A 17,730-nucleotide genomic window follows, 5' to 3' on the forward strand; every position below is an offset into this window, starting at 1 on the left:
CATCAGCCGCCAGCATCCGATCACCGGCCAGGGCGCCGGCCCCGGCCGTTCCAGCACGCGCCGCGCCCCCGCATCGGCATGAACGATCCCCGTCTCCGTCCGAATGGCGAGGTGAAGTTGCCCCGGCCCCGCCGCGAACAGCATCAGGTCGCCCGCCGCCGCCCGGTCCACCGGTCGCAGCCCCGCCGCTCCGATCGCGCGCCGGACACGGTCACGATCGCCGGTGCGCAGGGCATATCCCTGCGCTACCGGCCCGGACATGCCGCCGGCCCGCATCGCCGCCGCCGCCAGGCCTACGCAATCCAGCCCCGTCGCCGGGTCGCGTCCGTGCAGGCGGAACGGCGCGCCGACCAGCGCCCGCGCCGCCGCCGTCACGCATTCGCCCCGCGTCATGCGCCGGGATAACGCGTCAGAAGGTCGATGCCCGGCAGATACGGCTCGCCGCGAAAGTTCACGGCATTGCCGAACCGCTCCGCACAGGTCGCCAGTTGTTTGTCGCAGCCCTCGGTGATCTCCACCAGCGCGCCGACCGTCTCGAACCGGGGCGGCCGGCGCAGCGTCACCGTCGCGCCGTCCGACGCCGCGATTGCCGCGCGCAGCCCGCTATTCGGCCCGGAAAACCAGGCGAGCATGCCGAAGCCATAGGCATTCCCGATGGGTTCTTCCCGATCGAGCGTCAGCACCACATTCTCCGCCGTCACGACCCGGGCCATGCGCCGCCGCCCCGCCATCGCCACCCGGCAGCGCCCATCGCCCAGCGCGGCGCGGCACGCCGGCGCCGTCTCCTCCACCGCCGCACGCTCCAGCGCCGCCGTCACGCCGCGCAATTCGGCGGTGAAGGCGGTATCCGTCGTCTCGACATCGCCGATCGTGCCGCGTCCCAGCTCGATCGGCGTATCCGGTCGTTCCCAGTCGACCGCGAACAGCGTCACCCGCGCCCCGTCCCAGCGCCCGGCGCGCAGGTCCGCCGCGTCGATCGCGCCGTGATCCAGCGCACCGGTCACATCCATCGTGTCGACGTCCAGTCCGGCGCCGCGCTTGATCGCGGACGGCGTCATGCCCGGCGCCGCGCGATAGACCAGCCCGTTCCGTTCCAGGTCGCGGTCATGCGCTGTCAGACCGATCGTCACCCCGTCGCGCCGGTCGAGCCGCCAGCACAGCGTCATCGTCGTCAGCGCGCCCTGCAGCCAGTCAGCCATCGCCGCCCTCCCGGATCTCGACCAGCGGCACCGACGGCGCCGCTCCGGCCAGAAAGGACGCGCGGTTGACCGTCAACCGGTCCTCGGCGAAGCGCACCGGCACGTCGAACCGAAACCCGGCCGTGACCGCCGCACCGCCGGCGGGCGGGCTGTCGAGCGCGACCCACCCGCCGGCCTCGACCGTGAAGTACGGCGTCTCCGTCCCGTCCACCGCCACGCGCACGCTGCCCGCGACCGGCCGTGTGATCCGCCGCACCGTCTCGCCATAATGCTTGACGAGCGCAAACCGCGTCGTCGTTCCGTCGCCGGTGCCGATCGTCTGGTCTCCGGGCGATACCGCACCGCCCTCGCCCGAGGACCAGTCGAACGGATCGCGCAGGCGAAAGCCCCGCGCCGCGCCCAGCCGCGCGCGAAAGAATGCCAGCAGCGCGGCGATATCGGCTTCCGAGCGCACCCCCGGCCCGACATCGTAGCGGGTCCGCGCCGCCGACCAGTCCGCATTGCGCTTCTCGGCACCGCCCGCACTCGTCACGATCGCGGTGGAAAGCTCCGGCGCCACCTCCGCCTCGCGCCCCAGTGCCAGCGGGAACAGCACGTCGTCGAATGGCTGCACGTCCCTCTCCTCGTCGAAATGGGTAAATCCGTCGCGCATCACCTGCGGCAGCGCCCAGACGAAGGTCGCCGCGACGCCGCGCACGCGCCCGGCTTCCGCCGCCGCATCGATCGCGCGCCACTGGTCCCGGTCCTCGGGCCGCAGCACGAAGCCGGAAAGATAATGCTGCTCCGACGGCGGATAGCCCAGCCGCGCCTCGGCCGCCGCGACACCGCGCGCCGTGCCTGCGGAATTGCCCGCCGCCGCCCAGTCGTAATCTTCCAGTTGCAGCACGTCGAAGGCCGGCCGCTGCCAGCCGAGCGGCAGGTTCGCCCGCTTCAGCTCCGGCGCCTCCCGGTCCAGCACCGTCGGCAGATAGGCGAGCAGCAGCACCTCCGCCCCCGGCGCCTCAGCCCGCACCGCTTCGCACAGCGCCGCCGTCGACGCCGCCAGCACTTCCCCCGCCCGGTCGAGCAGATCGGTCTCGGCCGGCGACAGCGGCCCGCGCACGCTCGTAATCACCGGCGGCTCACCGCCAAGCGCCGCCCGGGCCGCCACGTCGTACAGGCAGGGCCGCCCGTCCGGCATCACCCACCACCACGGCTCGCCGACCTGGAACCGCACCGCCAGCCCGGCATCGCGCCCGATCGCCACGAACGCGCGCGCCACGGTGTGCAGATAGTTCATCGCTCCCGAATGCGCCGGCGACAGCAGCGCCGAGGGCGGCTCCCAGCCGGTCTGTCCGGCCGCACCGTCCGCCGCCCGCTGTTTCCAGTCGTTCCAGCAATGCGCGTCGAACAGTTCATAGGACAGCGACCAGATCACGCCGTATCCCAGCGGCGCCGCACGCGCGGCGAAGTCGCGGTGCCAGGCGGCGCACGGCGCGTTCAGCACCCCGCCCGCCAGGCTGACATAATAGCCGCCGTACAGCGCCTCGAGCCGAAAATAATGGCTCATGCCGACATAATGGTTGATCGCGCCCCGATAGCCGAGGTGCAGCGCATTCCGCAGCAGCCGCGCCGGCGTCAGGTGATAGCTGTCGTCATATCCGGTCGCGATCGACAGGCCGTGCTCCGGCACGATCGCCTCACCGATGGCAAGCACCGATCCCGGTCCTTCGCACACGATCTCCGACAGCTCGACCCAGCCCTCGGTCGGCGCCGACAGCGGCGTCTCGTCACCTTCGGCGTAGTCGGGCGGCACCAGCGACACGAACATCCGGTCGACATCGCCCGCCCATACCGGATCGGCCTCCTCCGGCAACAGGAACCCGCCGGTCAGATCGGCGAAGTCCAGCGACACTTGCGCATCGCCCTCCGTCCCGCTGGCATAGTTCCACAGCCGCACATACCAGGACCGCGCATCGCCGTTCGCGTCGCGCCCCTCGATCGTCAGCACCGCGCCATTTACGCCGTCGAGCGCCGCGCTCCCCGACGACCGCCAGAGAAAGGAAAGCCGGCACTGCCGGAAATCCCGGTCGGTCGCATAAGCGAGCAACGGATGGTCCTCCCGGTCCTCCGCCTCCCAGATCAACCCGGCGAGATCGCCCCTGCGATAGAAGACGCAATCCACCCGCAACGCATCCGGCGCGGTCGTGACGACGCTCGCCATCATCGGCCGCGGGAAATTGACGGTCCAGAACCGCGGGTCGAAGCGCGAGATCACCCCCTCGCGCTGCCCGGTTCGCTCCGCCATCAGAGAATAGCCCACCAGTCCCCTCTCCCCTCCGGGGAGAGGGTTAGGGAGAGGGGCAGCCGCCCCTCACGCCCCCACTCCCCGCAAAACGCCGTCATTCCACCCCGGCCAGCGCCGCCTTCACCGCCCTAGCGACCTGCCGGCTCGATTGCGCCAGCGCCTTCGGCGCCTCGCCGCCGCCCGCGTTGATCGTGATCGCCACCCGCACATCGCGCCCGCCCGCTTCCGGCGCGGCCGGCATCACCTGTCCGCTTGCGGTCGGCACGAACAATTCCGGCCCGCGCTCACCAACCAGATAAGGCCGGTCGGGCGACACCGCCCCGCCGGTCGCTCGGCCCGGCAGCCCCGACAGGGCGCCCATCAGCGATGTCAGCAATCCGCCGCCGCCCGATCCGCCGAACAGCGTATCGAGGCCCGAATGCAGCGCGCTCGCCGCGATGCGATCCAGCGCCCCGCGCGCCACCTTCTCCAGGTCTTCAAAGCCCAGCTTGCCCGTCCGTACCGCCCGCGCCAGCGTCGTCTCCAGCGATCGCCCCGCGCGGCCGACGCCATCGGCGAACGGCCCTTCCAGCGATTGCCGCATCTGATCGACGTCGCGCGCGAACCCTTGCGTGTCGGCTCGCACGCTGACGACGAGCCGCTCGATTTCCTCATCCATCGGGAAACATCTCCATCAGCCGGTCGACGGTCGCGCGCTCGATCGTGTCGCCGCCATCACCCCGTATCGCCCGCACCAGCGCTCCCAGCTCCGCCGGCGTCGCCGCCCAGAACGCATCGGGCGACCACCCGAACAGCACCCCCGCAATCCCCGCCAACCGCGCGGCACCGCTCCCAAAATCCTCCCCTGCAAGGGGAGGGGGACCGTACGAAGCATGGTGGAGGGGTGCCGCGCTGTCCGTACTTCTCATCACCGCCCCGCCAGGATCTGCTCCAGCAGCCCCTTCAGCACCGGCGTCGCATGGCCCAGCCCGCACGCCGTCACCGCCTCGCCGAATTCCGCACGGCTCAGCCCCTCGGGCCGCTCGCGCAGGCAGTGCCAGAACAGCGCCACCATCTCGGAAAGCGCCAGCTTCCCCGCCGCCGCCCGCTCGACCAGCGCGAACAGCGGCCCCAGCTCGCCCTCAGCCGCGACCAGCGCCGCAAAGGACGGCCGCACCACAAGCTCCGCCCCGCGAACCCGCAACACCGCCTCCCCGCGAGCCGGATTGGCCCCAAGTCCCCTCTCCCCGCCGGGGAGAGGGTTAGGGAGAGGGGCAGTCGAATCTCCGAGAGGGGCAGCAGAACCCGCAAGAGAGGCACCATCGCCGTCACCCCCGCTCATCCCGAAACCACCGCCCCGGAACTCTCCAGGCTCAGCGTGTAATTCCGCTCGCCATTATAATCCCCCGCATAATCGAGCCGCGTCACCAGGAACCGCCCGGTCATCGTGTCGCCGCTCTCGAAGCTCAGCCGATAGTCGTCGATTTCGCCCGAAAGCGCGTTCGCCTTCACGCGCCCCTCGGCCGCCGAGCCGGTGAACACGCCCGCGCCCGAAACGCTCACCGAGCGCACGCCCGCGCCCGACAGCAGCTCGCGCCAGCCGCCCGAATCCTTCGACGTGACCGCCACCATCTCGCCGTTCACCGACATCTGCGTCGTCCTGAGCCCCGCCACCGTGGTGAAGCCCGCCGGATCGCCGCCATCGCCCACCTTCAGCAGAAAGGCGCTCCCCTTCTCCGCCGCCATCGTTCGTCTCCTTGTTCGCCCGCGATTTCGAGATTGTTCCTGCTCTGGAAAAATTTCCTCCCCCGCAGGGGGAGGGGGACCATGCGAAGCATGGTGGAGGGGTATCCCCGCCGGCTTCCCGAGAACTGCCCTAGCTGACCCGCAGCAGCCGCACCCGCGCCTCCACCGATCCCGTCCAGCGGTCCCGCCCGGCGCGCAGCACCCGGCTCCTCAGCGGCACCATCGTCACGATCCGCCACCCTTCGCCCAGTTCGCGCGGCATCGCCGCCAGCGCCGCGCCCGCGGCATCGCACAGCGACCGCACCCGCACCGGCCGCTCGCCGGCATCCTCGATCAGCACCAGCACGCGCCCCTCGCGCCCCGCGACATCCTTCGCACCCCAGTCGGAAAGCACCGTCTCCTCGACCAGCGCATAGGGCATCGCAACGCGCGGCGGCGGCGCATCGAACACGGCCGTCACCGCGCCGCCCACCGCCGGATCGCCCGAAAGCGCCGTCACCAGCGCCTGTTGCAGCAAGCTCCGCACGCTCATCGCACCAGCCCTCCGATCCAGCGCAGCACGGGGTCGCGCAGCCGCCGCCGCGAAAGCCCGCGCCCGCTCAGCACCACGTCCTCGCCCTCGCGCGTCACGCGCACGTCGGGCGCGGCGTCGCGCACCGCTTCGGCGACCTTGTCCGCCTCCCGGTCCGCACGCCGCGCGGCGATCTCCCGGCCGCGCCGCTCCAGCGCCGCCCTCATGCCCGCACCGCCGCATTCAGCCGCATCCGCCGGAACGGCCGCCACAATGCCGTCACTGCCGCCGGCGGCGCCGCGCCCGCATCCGCGCCGCGCACCAGATGCGCCGCCAGCATCACCACGCCCTGTCGCACCGGCTGCGGCAGGCTCGCCCAGTCGCCCGCGACGCCCGCCTGATATTCGACCGCCACGCGCCCCGCCGAGCCGGGGACCATCACCCGCACCCAGCCGATCCCGTCGGCACCGATGTCGACCGCATAGCCATCGGCGGAAAGCGCGAACCCCGCCCCGTCCGCCGGCACCCCCTCGACCGCGGTAATCGCCGTCACCGGCAGCATGGGAAGCGCAGCCCAAACTCCCGATACCGGCATCACGTCACGAAATTCGCGCGCGATCAGCGCCGCCCCCAGAAACGCCTCGCCCACCGCCAGCGCGGTTTCGATCAGCGGCACCAGCACCGCATCGCCGTCCCCGCCATTGCGCAGCCAGCCCCGCACCTCGTCCAGCGCCGCCGCGCGATCCGCATCGCCCAGCACCACCGCCCCGCCATCGGCCGGTCTCACCCCCATCGCCATATCCCCTGAAATTCTCTTCCGTCATCCTGACGAAAGTCAGGATCCAGAGTCCGCAGCGGCTGCGCGTCTGGATGCTGAACCGAATTCAGCATGACGATAATCGGCTGCGGCTTTCGTAGATCGGAAAGCAAGAGCACCGGCCGCAACCGGCGCCCCCGCATCCTTCGCCGCCCGTCAGGCCGCGGCGAACTTCATCAGCTTGATCGCCTCCGAATTGGACACCATCCCGCCCACGCGCTTGGTCGCGTAGAAATGGACGAACGGCTTATTCGAATAGGGATCGCGCAGGATCTGCGTGCTCGACCGCTCGGCGATCAGATATCCGGCCTTGAAGTTGCCGAACGCCACCGACAGCGATCCCGCCGCGATGTCGGGCATGTCCTCGGCCTCGACCACGGGATAGCCGAGCAGCGTCGCCGGTTGCCCCGCCGCGAGGCTCGGCTGCCACAGGAACGCGCCGTCCGCCGTCTTGATCTTGCGGATGCGCGCCAGCACCGACGAATTCATCACGAACGCCGCGCCCTGGCGATAGGGCGCAGCCAGGCTCTGGACGAGGTCGATCAGCAGTTCGTCGGGCGCGCCGCCGAAGCCGCCATCCTCGCCGCTCGCAATATATTGCAGCGTACCGAAATCGCGCGTCGCATCGCCGGCATCGTCGACCGGCGAGCGAAGGAAACCCCGCGGCCGGTCAATCCCCGAACCGTTGACGAACGCCGCGCCCTCGGCCTGCGCGAACTCGCTCGCGATCTCGCCCGCCAGCCACTGTTCGACATCGAACGCCGCATCGTCGAGCATCGCCTGCGACGCCGCCGGATTGGCGTAGAGTTCGCCCATCGGCGGCGCGATCTCGTTGAACACCGGCGTGTCGGTCTCGGGCCGCTCCGCCGTCTCCGCCGTCCAGCCCGACGGCGTGCCGCCGCTCGCCACCAGCTTGCGATAGCCCGCCGAGCCCACACGCACGACATTGGCGATCGACCGGATCGGCGAGATGCTCTTCAACGTCGCGTCGATGACATGATCGATCTCCTCCGGCACGGCATAGCCGCCCTCGGCCCCGCTCGCCCCCGACATCGCCTTCATCTCGACCGCACCCGCGCCCGACCGCAGAAAGCTGCCGAACGCATCGCCGCCCGGTTCACCGCCGCCCATCAACATCGGCCGCGCCGCGCGCACGCCCTTCGCTTCCTCCTCGGCAAAGCTCGTCTCGAGCACACCCATATCCGTATCGCTCATTCACATTCTCCCAATTTTCCTCTCCCGCCTGCGGGAGAGGATACGAAGCCTCGGCGGCGAAGCCGCCTAGGCGAAGTTGGAGAGGGCAGCCCCGCCACCCCCCACAACCGCATGCACCCGCGCCAGCGGCTGCATCGGCTGCGCCACCAGGCTCACCTCGATCAGGTCGAGCCGCGCGAGTTCCCGATATCTTCCTCGCTTTATCTCGCGCGCGCGGTATCCGAAGCTCAGCCCCGTCACCGCACCATCGCACACCAGCCCCGCCAGCTTCGGCTCGGCCAGCGCGCCGATCACGCGCAGCCCGCGCGCATCCTCGCCCAGCACGCGCACGCGCCCGACTGGTTTTCCCCCATGCTGCCACAACAGCGGCACCTCGCCCGCGACGCCCGAAAAGGCCCCGCGACGCACCACATCGCCCCCGCGATCCGGCGCGTCGAACACCGCCGCATAGCCGGCAAAGCGCACCAATCCCGCCTCCCGCGTGCGAGTTGCCGGCCGGTCAAGCTCCCAGCCTGACCTGAACGATGCGGGGCATCGTTCTTCGGCAACTGGGCCGGGGGAGGGCAGGTCCGACCCCTCGCTCACTTCACCCACGCCCCGAACCCCAGCCGCACCGCCAGCCCGACCAGCACCAGCGCCAGCCCCAGCCGCACGATCCATCCGATCAGCGCCTTCGCCGCCGACCGCTTGGCGTCGCGCCATGCGCCCAGCAGTTCGCGCAGTTCGGCCATGTCCTTGGCCGCCGCCGCATCCTCCAGCCCCAGCCGCGCAAGCGCCCGCGCCGCCCCCAGCTCGCCCGCCTCCTCGACGATCGCGCGCAGCGTCACGAGATCCGCCCCCGCATCCTCCGCCTGATCGATGAGCTGCGCCAATACCAATCCGTTGGTCATACTCCCCCCTTCTTCCCCCTATGCGAGAGGATACGAAGCCTCGCGAGCTTGGCTCACCAGCCCATCAAGCGTTAACCAGACCCGTTTGCCCTGAGCTTGTCGAAGGGCTGTCCTGAGCGCCTGCCTTGGCAGGCAGTCGAAGGGGGCTGTCCTCCTTCTTTCCCGTGGCAAGGAAAGGCAGGGCTTCGACAAGCTCAGCCCAAACGGGCCTGGTCCGAGGCTCGCCGCTCCAGCGATCGCCCACTTGCCCCGCCGCGCGCACCATCCTACCGGTCGGCGCCATGCCCCCCTCGCCCGGCAAAATCGTCTTCATGATCCTCGCCGTGCTTCTGGCGATTCTCGTCTGGTTATGGTGGACCGACGCCGTGCTCGACTATAAATGCGGCCGGGTCGGCGGCATCTGGGACGCGGACGCCCGCGTCTGTCGCATTCCCGTCACGCCAGACCCAGGATCGCGCGCTTCTCACTGGGTGTAAGGAACTCCGCGCCCGACACCTGCGCCCACAACCGCTCGCGATCCTCGGAAAGCGCGGGAACCCGATCGAGATCGACCGACAGCGCCGCGCCCGCGAACCACGGGGCCAGCCCCTGCCCCAGCGCGCCGAGGATCTTGTCGGCCAGCGGCAGGATCGCCAGCCGCCACAGCGCCCGGTTCGCCTCGCGGTAATTGGCGTAGGTGCTGTCGCCCGGCAGCCCCAGCAGCATCGGCGGCACCCCGAACGCCAGCGCGATCTCGCGCGCCGCCGCCGCCTTCAGCCCGACGAAATCCATGTCCGCCGGCGTCATCGACATCGCCTGCCAGCGCAGCCCGCCTTCGAGCAGCATCGGCCGTCCGGCATTGGCGGCGCCCGCGAACGCCCCGTCCATCTCGGCGCGCAACCGCTCGAACTGCTCGCCCGACAGGCCCGCCCCGTCGCCCGGTTCATAGACCAGCGCGCCGGAGGGCCGCGCGGCATTGTCGAGCAGCGCCTTGTTCCATTTCGCCGCGGCGTTGTGGACCGCCACCGCCCCCGCCGCCGCGCCCAGGCACCCCAGCCCGTAATGATCGTCGACCGGGTTGAACGCGCGGATATGCACGATCGCGGGTCGCCCGGCCTCGTCCTCGCACGCCAGCCGCATCGTCCGCTCGCCGACGCGGTAGCGATAGGCGACCGGCCACCCGCTCGCATCGGGCTCGACCGACACCCGTTCGGGCCTGAGCGCGAACAGCTCCGCCACCCCGCCCGCGCCGTCGCCCAGCACCTGCACATAGGCATTGCCGTGCAGCAACAGATGCGACGCCACCGTCTCCAGCAATCCCTGCCCGCCCGATGTCGCGGCCACCAGCGCCCGCAAGTTCTCGTCCGATACGGCAAGCGGCGCCCCGCCAACGCCTTCCGCGACCAGCCGCACCGCTCGCTGCGCCACCGCATTGCCGCAATAGGCCTCGCGCACCTGCGCTTCGTAACTGCGCGGCCATTCCCCGATCACCGGCACCGCGCCGACCCGCGACAACACCGGACGCGCACCATCGCGCCCGGCCGATTTCCGACCGAACCATTTCATCCGAGATTTCCTTTTTTTTCTCCCCTCCCGCCTCCGGGAGGGGTCGGGGGAGGGCAGTCCAGCCCGCAGCCACCCTCCCCGTCATCCTGACGGAAGTCAGGATCCATTCTCACTCCGCTCGACCATCTGACGCAGCGCCAATGGATTCCGGATCAAGCCCGTCCTGAGCGAAGTCGAAGGATCCGGAATGACGAACAGGATATTGCGTCCCCAGGCACCCGTTCGCTTCGAGCGAAGTCGAGAAGCGCAGCCGCTCCGCCTACCCCCGCTTCTGCGCCAGCCAGATCACATGCCGCGGCCCCTTGCCGCTCGCCCGCGCCCGCACCGCCTGCTCCTCGACCACGAACCCCGCCGCCTTCAGCCTTCGCACGAACGCCGCATCGGGCGCCGCCGACCACACCGCCAGTACCCCGCCGGGCGTCAGCGCCGCCTTCGCCGCACGCAGGCCGGCATCCGAATACAGCCCGTCATTGCCCGCGCGCACGATCCCGTCCGGCCCATTGTCGACGTCGAGCAGGATCGCGTCATAGCGCCCCTGCCCGCCACCGATCACCCGCCCGACATCGTCGATCACCACCCGCACCCGGCCGTCGTCCAGGCACCCGCCGGCAAGCGCCGCCATCGGCCCGCGCGCCCAGTCGATGATCTTGGGCACCAGTTCGGCGACGACGACCCCGGCATCGTCGCCCAGCTCGTCCAGCGCCTTCCTCAGCGTGAATCCCATGCCGTATCCGCCGATCAGCCAGCGCTGCCCCGCACGGCCCCGCAACCGCTCAGCGGTCAGCGTGCTGAGCGCCTCTTCGGACCCGCTCATCCGGCTGTTCATCAGCTCGTTGCGCTCCATGACGATCATGAAGTCGCCCCCGCGCCGGAACAGCCGCAGCGGCGCGCCGTCCGGCACCTCGGCCGTATCGATCAACTCGCGCGAAACCATTATCTTCCCTTCATGCCGACCAGGCAAAGCCCAACCGCGTCTCGCCCGTCACCGCGCCGCCCGCATCGAAGCGCCGCTCGGCGATCACGCCTTTCCCTGCGGCATCCACCGTCACCACCGTCGAACACCGCGTCCCATAGACGGCATCGCGAATGAAGATTGGCGACGCGACCGGCTCGACCTCGCCATCCCCGGCCGGCCCCTCGAACCGCTCCTCGTCGCCGAGCGCCGCGAACAGCGGCTCGATATCCTCGCTCCCCGCCGCAAGCCAGTCCCCGAGCATCGCCTCCAGCTTGCGTGTCTTCGGCCAGGCCGCATCGCGCAACCCGTTCGAAAGCCCGTGCATCCCCGGCGCCAGCGGCGCGATCACCGGTTCCGGCCGATTGGTACAATAAAACGCCTCGTCCCCCGCGACCGCGATCAGGTTGAACGGGTTATAGTTACCAAGCTCCGCCAATCCCGCCCGCTCCCCGCCGAGCAATTCGCTCACCAGCCGCCCCCGCGACCGCTTCGCCGCATCGGACATCCCTTCCCCACGCAAATTGGTAACGACGACAAACCGCCCGGCGGGATTCACCCCCAGCCAGGTCCCCCCGGCGACAGCATCGCGTCCCGCAATCACCCCGGCCGGCGCGTCCCACGCAGCCAGCGGCAACGCCTCGCGCGCATGCAACTCGTCCCGATTCCCGACAGCCACCAACCGCCACCGCGGATGCACCACCCACGCCATCGCCAGAACACACATGCCACCCGCCATAGCCGCGCGGGCGGCAAACGGAAACGACGGCTATCGTGTATCACCGTCACCCCGGATCAAGTCCGGCATGACGAATGAGCAACGCCGACCGCGCCCCGTCCGTCATCCTGACGAAAGTCAGGATCCAGAGCCCGCAGCGCCTGCGGCTCTGGATGCTGAATCAAGTTCAGCATGACGCTTCCTGTCATTCCGCAGCATCGCCGATCTTTCCTCACATAACCCGCACCCCAACCGCACCCCGCCGCTTCAGCATCACCTCGCTCATCGCCCACACCAGCGCATCCGCCCGGTCGGGCGAGCGCCCCGGCCCTTCATATCCACCACCGGCGATCAGCCCGCAAAGCTCGTCCTCCAGCGCCGGAAACGCGCCGACATGGAATGCGCGGCCCGCCTCGTACAGCGCCGCCACCGGCTCGGCCCGCGCGCTCTTCCCCCGGCTGGCATGGACCAGCTTCAGCGGCAGGTCGGTGTCCGCCGCCAACAGCACGCTCCTGACCATCGCACCGCCATTATTCGCCTCGGCCACCACGCGGTCGGCGCCGGTCCGCACCGCGCACGCCGCCACCGCCCGCGCCCATCCTTCGGGCGAGGTCGCCGCCACGCTCGCATCCTCCAGCACATAGCCCAGCCCGTCACGCCCCAGCGCCACCGCGACGATCCCGCACGCATCGCCGTCGCTCCCCGCCGGCGAATCGACCCCCACCACGACGCGCCGCACCGCCGGCCGCTCGCGCACCCGCGCCGCCTCCAGCAGCGCGCGCGTCCACAGCGCGCCTGCGACATCCTCGATCAGCTCGCCGTCCAGTTCCTGCCGCCCGATCCGCGTGCCGCCATATTGCGCGACCATCGCCTCGACAAAGGTGTCGGGCAGGTGCGGATTGTCGCGCGTCCTGCCCCGCGTCACCGCGGCGCCCGGCAGCTTCGCGATCCGGCGCATCAGCGGAACCGGCCGCGGCGTCGTCGTCACCACCGCGCGCGGATCGTCGCCCAGCCGCAATCCCATCATCAGATTGTCCCAGGCGATCTCGGCGCCCGGCCCCCATTTGGCCAGCTCGTCGCACCAGGCCGCATGATGTTCGGGTCCGCGCAGCCGCTCCGGCGCCGCCGCCGAATAGACATAAGCGCGCGCACCGCTGTCGAACCGCACCTCGCCCCTGGTCGCGTTCCACGCGACCGCCTCCTCGGCCTGCGCCACCGCCAGCAATCCGCTCTCGCCGTCGATCATCACCCGGCGCACATCGTCGACCGAGCTGCCGACCAGCGCGATGCGCGCATGCGGCCGGTCGCGGGCGAAGGCGCTCACCCATTCGGCGCCCGCCCGCGTCTTGCCGAACCCGCGCCCCGCCACGATCATCCAGATGCGCCATTTCCCCTGCGGGGCGAGCTGGCCGGGATGCGCCCATTCCGACCAGCGCCCGTTCAGCTCGCGGCGCTGCGGCGGGGTCAGGCCGCGCAGGACGTGCCGCCGCTCCTCGGCACTGCAGGCGAGAAGCCGTTCGATCACGTCACTTTCGGTCATTCTTCGCCTTCCGCCGCCGGTCGAGCGCGTCGAGCTTGCGGATCAGCGCGGCGTCGGTTTCCTCCTGCGTCGCCCGCCGGCGCGGCGCGTCGGCGGAACGTGTCCGTCCTTCTGCCACCGCCCCGCGGTGGGTGCGCAGCAGCTTCACCGCATTGTCGAAATTGATCTCGCGCGACTTGGTATCGCCGGGGTCCTTCAGGTCGATATCGTTCAGCGCCGACGTCGCGACTTCCAGCAGCCGCGCCTCCAGCCGGTCATAGCCCACGACCATCGCCGCGCGCCACAACGCGGCGAATTCGGCATCACTGCGCCGCAATTTATAGGCGTTGGACGGCCAAACGCCCGCCGCGCGCGCCGACGCCGTGACGTTGCAGGTCTCGGCAAGCGTGTTGAGAAACGTCTCCCGGCGCTTCTTCGTCCACCCGTTGGAGTGCGTTGCGCGCACCTGCGGCTTGCCGTTCCTGCCCCGCCTCACGACCGTGTCGGCCATCTGCTCGCCCTCCCCCGCAAACAAAAGGGGCCGGAAGCACCTCGTCGGCGCCCGACCCCGATTCGCAATTCGTCAGCGTTCCCGTTATGTGCCAGAACAGCGTGACGATGTCAAGAGCTTTTTGCCTATTTGGTTAACTCTAAATATTCGTCAGCACTTCTGATCGCGCTCCGGCTGCCGGCCCTGCGGACGCGGACCGAACCCGGAAATTATGCTCCGCCCGCCACCGCCGCCCAGGCGGCCACCTCGTCCGGGCGCCGGCTATGCACGGCAAGGTCGTCGATCGCGCCGCTGTCGGGATCGACCGTGATCACGCCGTCATAGAGGAAGGTGGCATTGCCGGTGACCGATACCATGCCGCCCGCCGCCGGGGCCTCGGCGCGGGCCCGCACCAGCCCGCCGCGATTGCGCACCACGATTTCGCGGCCGAAGGCGATCCGCCCGGTCAGCCCTGCGGCAAAGGTCGCCGCCGCCATCGCGCTCCCGCAACTGTTGGTCAGCCCGACCCCGCGCTCATAGGTTCGCACGAACAGTCCGCCGCTGCCCGCGCTCGCGAAGCTGACATTGATCCGGTTCGGGATCAGCGCCGGCTTCGCCTCGCACCAGTCGCCCAGCGCCACCAGTTCCGCCTCGTCCACCGTCTCGACAAAGGCGACCAGATGCGGGTTGGCGATGGCGAGCGCGGTAAAGGCGCGCTCGCTCGGCAGGCCCGCGATCGCGGCGTCGATCACCGCCTCCGCCAGCCCGACCAGGCCCACGGCCCCCGGATCGGTCGTCACCGGCCCCGCCCGCGTCGTGATCGACGTCACGCCCGGCGCGATCGGCTCGGCCATGGCGGCCTGTGCGCTGCTGGTCTTCAACCGCACCTGCGCGGCGTTCAGGCCGGTCGTTTCGAACCCCAGCCGCGCGGTACAGCGCAGGCCGTTCAGGCACGTCTCGGCCTCGCTGCCGTCGGGATTGAACATCCGCATGCCGAAGGCGTGCCCGTCCCCGCCGGGGGTCAGCAGCAACAATCCGTCGCCGCCCACCGGCCCGTCGCGATTCGCCAGCGCCCGCGCCACCCGTGCCCATCCTGCATCGTCGAGCGCGATTTCGCGCGCATCGACCAGGGGAAAGTCGTTGCCCGATCCGTGGCACTTGATGAAGGCGAGGCGCATGGCCGTCCCTCTAGAGGGGATCGATCCGGCACGCATCAGGAAAATCGCATTCGCACAGCCGGTCGCACCCGCTTTCCATCCCGCCTCGGCTCGGCTAAGCCCCGCGTCCATGTTGCGCCGCCTCTACGACTGGACGCTGGCTAAGGCGGGGCATCCCCATGCCGAACGCTGGCTGTTCCTCTTCGCCTTTGTCGAATCGAGCTTCTTTCCGGTCCCGCCGCATCCGCTGCTCGGGCTCATGTGCCTGGCGAATCCGCGCAAGGCGCTGCGCTACGGCGCGATCTGCACCGTCGCCTCGGTGCTGGGCGGCATCTTCGGCTACGCAATCGGCTATTTCCTCTACGAAAGCGTCGGCCAGGCGCTGCTCGACGCGCTCGGCCTGACGCGGGAATTTCCCGTCGCCGCCTGCTATCTGCGCGAATATGGCTGGCAGCTCATCCTCATCAAGGGCGCCACGCCCATCCCGTTCAAGCTGGTGACGATCACCGCCGGGTTCATCCACATGAACCTGATCACCTTCGTCTGGGCCAGCATCCTCAGCCGCGGCTTTCAGTTCATGCTCGTGGGCGTGCTGTTCCGCCTGTTCGGCGCCTGGGCAAAGGCCTTTATCGAGAAATATCTGGTCTGGCTGACCATCGCCTTTGTCATCCTGGTGATCGGCGGCATCCTCGTCATCGGCCAGTTGGAAGGCGGCGGCCACGCCGAAAGCGACCGCTGCAACAACGCCACGCTGGTCGCCCGGCATTAAGACCAGACCGTGCTCCCGCGAAGGCAGGAGCACGTCATACCTCCGAATTTCTCCAGCCTCATCGCTGACCTTGAGCCGCCACTACCCCCTTCAATTCTTGAATAGCCGTTCCGGATTGTTCACCAGCGCCGGCTCGCGCTGCACAGGACCCGGAATTCCAACGCGAAGGCCGATCGACCAGCAGCGCATCATCGACCGGAAGGCCGTCGCTGTCTCCAGGTAGTGGCGGTCCGATCCCATGAGGAAGCCACCGCCGGGAAGAGCGCCATGGCGGCGAACGCGTCGCCGGCCGGGGCCTTTCGGATATCCCGTGAAAACGGCATGCCGCCTTCAACCGTCGCGGCGCCTACGGGCCCCCAGCCGTGCCGGGCGGCGGCGTTTGCGACAGCCGGTGGATCAGTTCGACCTCCGCCCTGCGATACGGCGTGCCGTCCTCATGCAGGACATCGTGGAACCAGATGGTCGGCTGCTGGAGCACATACGGCCTCTGCCAGGAATCCCACGGCAGATGAGTCTGCTCCTTGCCCTTTACGAAGCCCCAGTTGATCATTCCTACATCGTGCCTCCAGCCCACCGGCAGCGACCCATCGAATGTCGAACCGTTTCCACGCGCCATATATTCGGTGCAGATGATCGGCCGCCCATAGTGTTCGAGCTGCTCGATGCGCGCTTCCATGCTTTCGGGCCAGCCATAATCGTGGAAGCTGATGAAATCGGACTGCGCGACCTGAACGGCTTGCACCGGGTTCAGCTCATCCTTGTGGGACCAGTCGGTTCCGCGTCCCCAGAGACCGCTGGTAAGCGGCTGCACCGGGTCCGCGCTGCGCGCCCAGGCGAATACCTGCGGCAACAGCTTGGCGACCAGTTCGGCCTTGTTCTTCGGCTGGCCGGGATATTGCCCGGCGGGGTTGTCGGGCTCGTTCCAGACGTCCCAGCCAAGGATGCGCTTATCGTTGGCGAACCGGCCGACCACGCCTTTCACATAGGCTTCGAGCCGCGGATACTGTTTCGGGTCCTGAAGCGCCGCAGTGCCGGGCGACTGGACCCAGCCCGAATTGTGCACGCCCGGTATCGGCGGATGCTGCGGCCCCAGCTTCGGGTCCGGATCCCAGCAACTGTCGAACAGGACGAACAGCGGCTTGATATGGTGCTTGTCCGCGATGGCCAGGAAGGTGTCGATCCGCCTTGCGAAGCCGTTCGGGTCCTGGTCCCACAACAAGTCGTGCAGGAAAACGCGCATCGTCGTCATTCCCATATTCTCGGCCCAGCCAAGCTCCTGGTCGATGCGCTTCGGGTCGAAGGTCGCCGGCTGCCACATCTCGATCTGATTGATGGCGTTGGACGGCACATAATTCGCGCCGACCTGCCAGGGCTGGCCGGCATACCATGTCTTTGCCTGCTCGGCGGTCCAGCGATCGCGCGCGGTTGCCGGCGAGACATGGACGGCCGCCAGTCCAACCGCAGCCAGTGCCGTCAGTTGTGAAAAACGCGTGCGAAACTTCATCATTTCCCCTCCATCGGCCCTGATTGCATCATCGGTGCGCACGACACTCTGGCTTTTCGCCCTCGACATGTCTAGGGATAAATATGATTAGTATGCCCGTCGCTGCAGTCATGCAAACAGGAAGGAGATGATGTATCGGCATCGGCAAATGCGTGAAGACCGGCCTCGCCGGCGCTCGCGGACATCGGCCCGCCGGCAATCGGGGCGTCCGTATCGCCTGCCGTCGCGCAGCGTCGACGATGCCGGATCGGTCCGCGGCGCGATCTATCTTCCGTCCCATGCGTATGACGCACCGCGGATGTGGAAGAACCGCGGCGAAACCGATCGCGATCACGGCTATGCGCGCGAGCCGCATCTCGGTGCACTGCGGGTCTGGCAAGCTACGATCCACCGCCCGACATGAAGAAAAAGCCGGTCCCGACCGATTTTGAC

General features: G+C 69.3%; 20 protein-coding genes and 1 pseudogene. 1 reads left to right on the forward strand and 20 read right to left on the reverse strand.

What is annotated here, in order from left to right:
- Positions 1-6: 6 nt before the first annotated feature.
- The 19 genes and pseudogenes from RPR59_RS14020 to dapF all read right to left on the reverse strand — a co-directional run.
- Positions 7-393, reverse strand: a pseudogene (locus tag RPR59_RS14020) (NlpC/P60 family protein); the annotation flags it as partial.
- A complete protein-coding gene (locus RPR59_RS14025) occupies positions 390-1,199 on the reverse strand; it encodes a DUF2163 domain-containing protein (protein ID WP_313915070.1) in 810 nt (269 codons plus the stop codon). The gene RPR59_RS14025 and the pseudogene RPR59_RS14020, both read right to left, overlap by 4 nt.
- A complete protein-coding gene (locus RPR59_RS14030; RefSeq protein ID WP_432280266.1) occupies positions 1,192-3,501 on the reverse strand; it encodes a phage distal tail protein, Rcc01695 family in 2,310 nt (769 codons plus the stop codon). The genes RPR59_RS14025 and RPR59_RS14030 overlap by 8 nt, the downstream gene beginning before the upstream one ends.
- Positions 3,502-3,580: 79 nt before the next feature.
- Positions 3,581-4,144 (reverse strand): tail tape measure protein, encoded by a 564-nt coding sequence (locus tag RPR59_RS14035; RefSeq protein WP_313915072.1) that lies wholly within the window; start codon positions 4,142-4,144, stop codon positions 3,581-3,583.
- Positions 4,137-4,301 (reverse strand): phage tail assembly chaperone, encoded by a 165-nt coding sequence (locus RPR59_RS14040; protein WP_313915074.1) that lies wholly within the window; start codon positions 4,299-4,301, stop codon positions 4,137-4,139. The genes RPR59_RS14035 and RPR59_RS14040 overlap by 8 nt, the downstream gene beginning before the upstream one ends.
- Positions 4,302-4,393: 92 nt before the next feature.
- Positions 4,394-4,672, reverse strand: coding sequence for a gene transfer agent family protein (locus RPR59_RS14045; RefSeq protein WP_313915078.1), 279 nt, complete (start codon positions 4,670-4,672; stop codon positions 4,394-4,396).
- A gap of 131 nt (positions 4,673-4,803) precedes the next feature.
- A complete protein-coding gene (locus RPR59_RS14050; RefSeq protein ID WP_313915081.1) occupies positions 4,804-5,211 on the reverse strand; it encodes a phage major tail protein, TP901-1 family in 408 nt (135 codons plus the stop codon).
- Between the two features lie 130 nt (positions 5,212-5,341).
- Positions 5,342-5,743 carry a DUF3168 domain-containing protein gene (locus tag RPR59_RS14055; protein WP_313915083.1) on the reverse strand — a complete coding sequence of 134 codons (402 nt, stop codon included), beginning with the start codon at positions 5,741-5,743 and terminating at the stop codon, positions 5,342-5,344.
- Positions 5,740-5,949, reverse strand: a complete 210-nt coding sequence (locus RPR59_RS14060) for a hypothetical protein (RefSeq protein ID WP_313915085.1) — start codon at positions 5,947-5,949, stop codon at positions 5,740-5,742. The genes RPR59_RS14055 and RPR59_RS14060 overlap by 4 nt, the downstream gene beginning before the upstream one ends.
- Positions 5,946-6,515 carry a head-tail connector protein gene (locus RPR59_RS14065; RefSeq protein ID WP_313915088.1) on the reverse strand — a complete coding sequence of 190 codons (570 nt, stop codon included), beginning with the start codon at positions 6,513-6,515 and terminating at the stop codon, positions 5,946-5,948. Before RPR59_RS14065 ends, RPR59_RS14060 begins: the two co-directional genes overlap by 4 nt.
- A 180-nt stretch (positions 6,516-6,695) precedes the next feature.
- The gene (locus RPR59_RS14070; protein WP_432280267.1) at positions 6,696-7,754 is read right to left on the reverse strand and encodes a phage major capsid protein; all 1,059 of its coding nucleotides are present in this window, start codon (positions 7,752-7,754) and stop codon (positions 6,696-6,698) included.
- Positions 7,755-7,820: 66 nt separating this feature from the next.
- Positions 7,821-8,219, reverse strand: a complete 399-nt coding sequence (locus tag RPR59_RS14075) for an HK97 family phage prohead protease (protein WP_313915090.1) — start codon at positions 8,217-8,219, stop codon at positions 7,821-7,823.
- Positions 8,220-8,335: 116 nt separating this feature from the next.
- Entirely contained in the window at positions 8,336-8,644 is a 309-nt protein-coding gene (locus RPR59_RS14080) for a DUF6127 family protein (RefSeq protein WP_313915092.1), read from the reverse strand.
- A gap of 435 nt (positions 8,645-9,079) precedes the next feature.
- Positions 9,080-10,189, reverse strand: coding sequence for a phage portal protein (locus RPR59_RS14085; RefSeq protein WP_313915094.1), 1,110 nt, complete (start codon positions 10,187-10,189; stop codon positions 9,080-9,082).
- Between the two features lie 259 nt (positions 10,190-10,448).
- A complete protein-coding gene (locus RPR59_RS14090) occupies positions 10,449-11,123 on the reverse strand; it encodes a spermidine synthase (protein WP_313915097.1) in 675 nt (224 codons plus the stop codon).
- Positions 11,124-11,133: 10 nt separating this feature from the next.
- Positions 11,134-11,820, reverse strand: coding sequence for an NRDE family protein (locus RPR59_RS14095; RefSeq protein WP_313915099.1), 687 nt, complete (start codon positions 11,818-11,820; stop codon positions 11,134-11,136).
- Positions 11,821-12,091: 271 nt separating this feature from the next.
- Positions 12,092-13,399, reverse strand: coding sequence for a DNA-packaging protein (locus RPR59_RS14100; protein WP_313915101.1), 1,308 nt, complete (start codon positions 13,397-13,399; stop codon positions 12,092-12,094).
- The gene (locus RPR59_RS14105; RefSeq protein WP_313915102.1) at positions 13,386-13,889 is read right to left on the reverse strand and encodes a hypothetical protein; all 504 of its coding nucleotides are present in this window, start codon (positions 13,887-13,889) and stop codon (positions 13,386-13,388) included. Before RPR59_RS14105 ends, RPR59_RS14100 begins: the two co-directional genes overlap by 14 nt.
- A gap of 209 nt (positions 13,890-14,098) precedes the next feature.
- Positions 14,099-15,046 (reverse strand): diaminopimelate epimerase, encoded by a 948-nt coding sequence (dapF, locus tag RPR59_RS14110; protein WP_313915104.1) that lies wholly within the window; start codon positions 15,044-15,046, stop codon positions 14,099-14,101.
- Between the two features lie 109 nt (positions 15,047-15,155).
- Between dapF and RPR59_RS14115 the strand changes: the two genes are divergently transcribed.
- Positions 15,156-15,794: a YqaA family protein gene (locus tag RPR59_RS14115; protein WP_313918537.1), complete on the forward strand. Its 639-nt coding sequence runs from the start codon at positions 15,156-15,158 to the stop codon at positions 15,792-15,794.
- Positions 15,795-16,140: 346 nt separating this feature from the next.
- On the opposite strand, the gene RPR59_RS14120 is transcribed toward RPR59_RS14115, so the two are convergent.
- A complete protein-coding gene (locus RPR59_RS14120) occupies positions 16,141-17,301 on the reverse strand; it encodes a glycoside hydrolase 5 family protein (protein WP_313915107.1) in 1,161 nt (386 codons plus the stop codon).
- Positions 17,302-17,730: the final 429 nt, after the last annotated feature.

The organism is Stakelama saccharophila (assembly GCF_032229225.1).
In the GTDB taxonomy this organism is placed as follows: domain Bacteria; phylum Pseudomonadota; class Alphaproteobacteria; order Sphingomonadales; family Sphingomonadaceae; genus Sphingomonas; species Sphingomonas saccharophila.

Bases quoted from the DNA above. Each gene is read 5' to 3' on its own strand.
- RPR59_RS14025 (WP_313915070.1), bottom strand. From the start codon at position 1,199: ATGGCTGACTGGCTGCAGGGCGCGCTGACGACGATGACGCTGTGCTGG.
- RPR59_RS14035 (WP_313915072.1), bottom strand. From the start codon at position 4,144: ATGGATGAGGAAATCGAGCGGCTCGTCGTCAGCGTGCGAGCCGACACG.
- RPR59_RS14050 (WP_313915081.1), bottom strand. From the start codon at position 5,211: ATGGCGGCGGAGAAGGGGAGCGCCTTTCTGCTGAAGGTGGGCGATGGC.
- RPR59_RS14055 (WP_313915083.1), bottom strand. From the start codon at position 5,743: ATGAGCGTGCGGAGCTTGCTGCAACAGGCGCTGGTGACGGCGCTTTCG.
- RPR59_RS14060 (WP_313915085.1), bottom strand. From the start codon at position 5,949: ATGAGGGCGGCGCTGGAGCGGCGCGGCCGGGAGATCGCCGCGCGGCGT.
- RPR59_RS14065 (WP_313915088.1), bottom strand. From the start codon at position 6,515: ATGGGGGTGAGACCGGCCGATGGCGGGGCGGTGGTGCTGGGCGATGCG.
- RPR59_RS14070 (WP_432280267.1), bottom strand. From the start codon at position 7,754: ATGAGCGATACGGATATGGGTGTGCTCGAGACGAGCTTTGCCGAGGAG.
- RPR59_RS14080 (WP_313915092.1), bottom strand. From the start codon at position 8,644: ATGACCAACGGATTGGTATTGGCGCAGCTCATCGATCAGGCGGAGGAT.
- RPR59_RS14085 (WP_313915094.1), bottom strand. From the start codon at position 10,189: ATGAAATGGTTCGGTCGGAAATCGGCCGGGCGCGATGGTGCGCGTCCG.
- RPR59_RS14090 (WP_313915097.1), bottom strand. From the start codon at position 11,123: ATGGTTTCGCGCGAGTTGATCGATACGGCCGAGGTGCCGGACGGCGCG.
- RPR59_RS14100 (WP_313915101.1), bottom strand. From the start codon at position 13,399: ATGACCGAAAGTGACGTGATCGAACGGCTTCTCGCCTGCAGTGCCGAG.
- RPR59_RS14105 (WP_313915102.1), bottom strand. From the start codon at position 13,889: ATGGCCGACACGGTCGTGAGGCGGGGCAGGAACGGCAAGCCGCAGGTG.
- dapF (WP_313915104.1), bottom strand. From the start codon at position 15,046: ATGCGCCTCGCCTTCATCAAGTGCCACGGATCGGGCAACGACTTTCCC.
- RPR59_RS14115 (WP_313918537.1), top strand. From the start codon at position 15,156: ATGTTGCGCCGCCTCTACGACTGGACGCTGGCTAAGGCGGGGCATCCC.
- RPR59_RS14120 (WP_313915107.1), bottom strand. From the start codon at position 17,301: ATGATGAAGTTTCGCACGCGTTTTTCACAACTGACGGCACTGGCTGCG.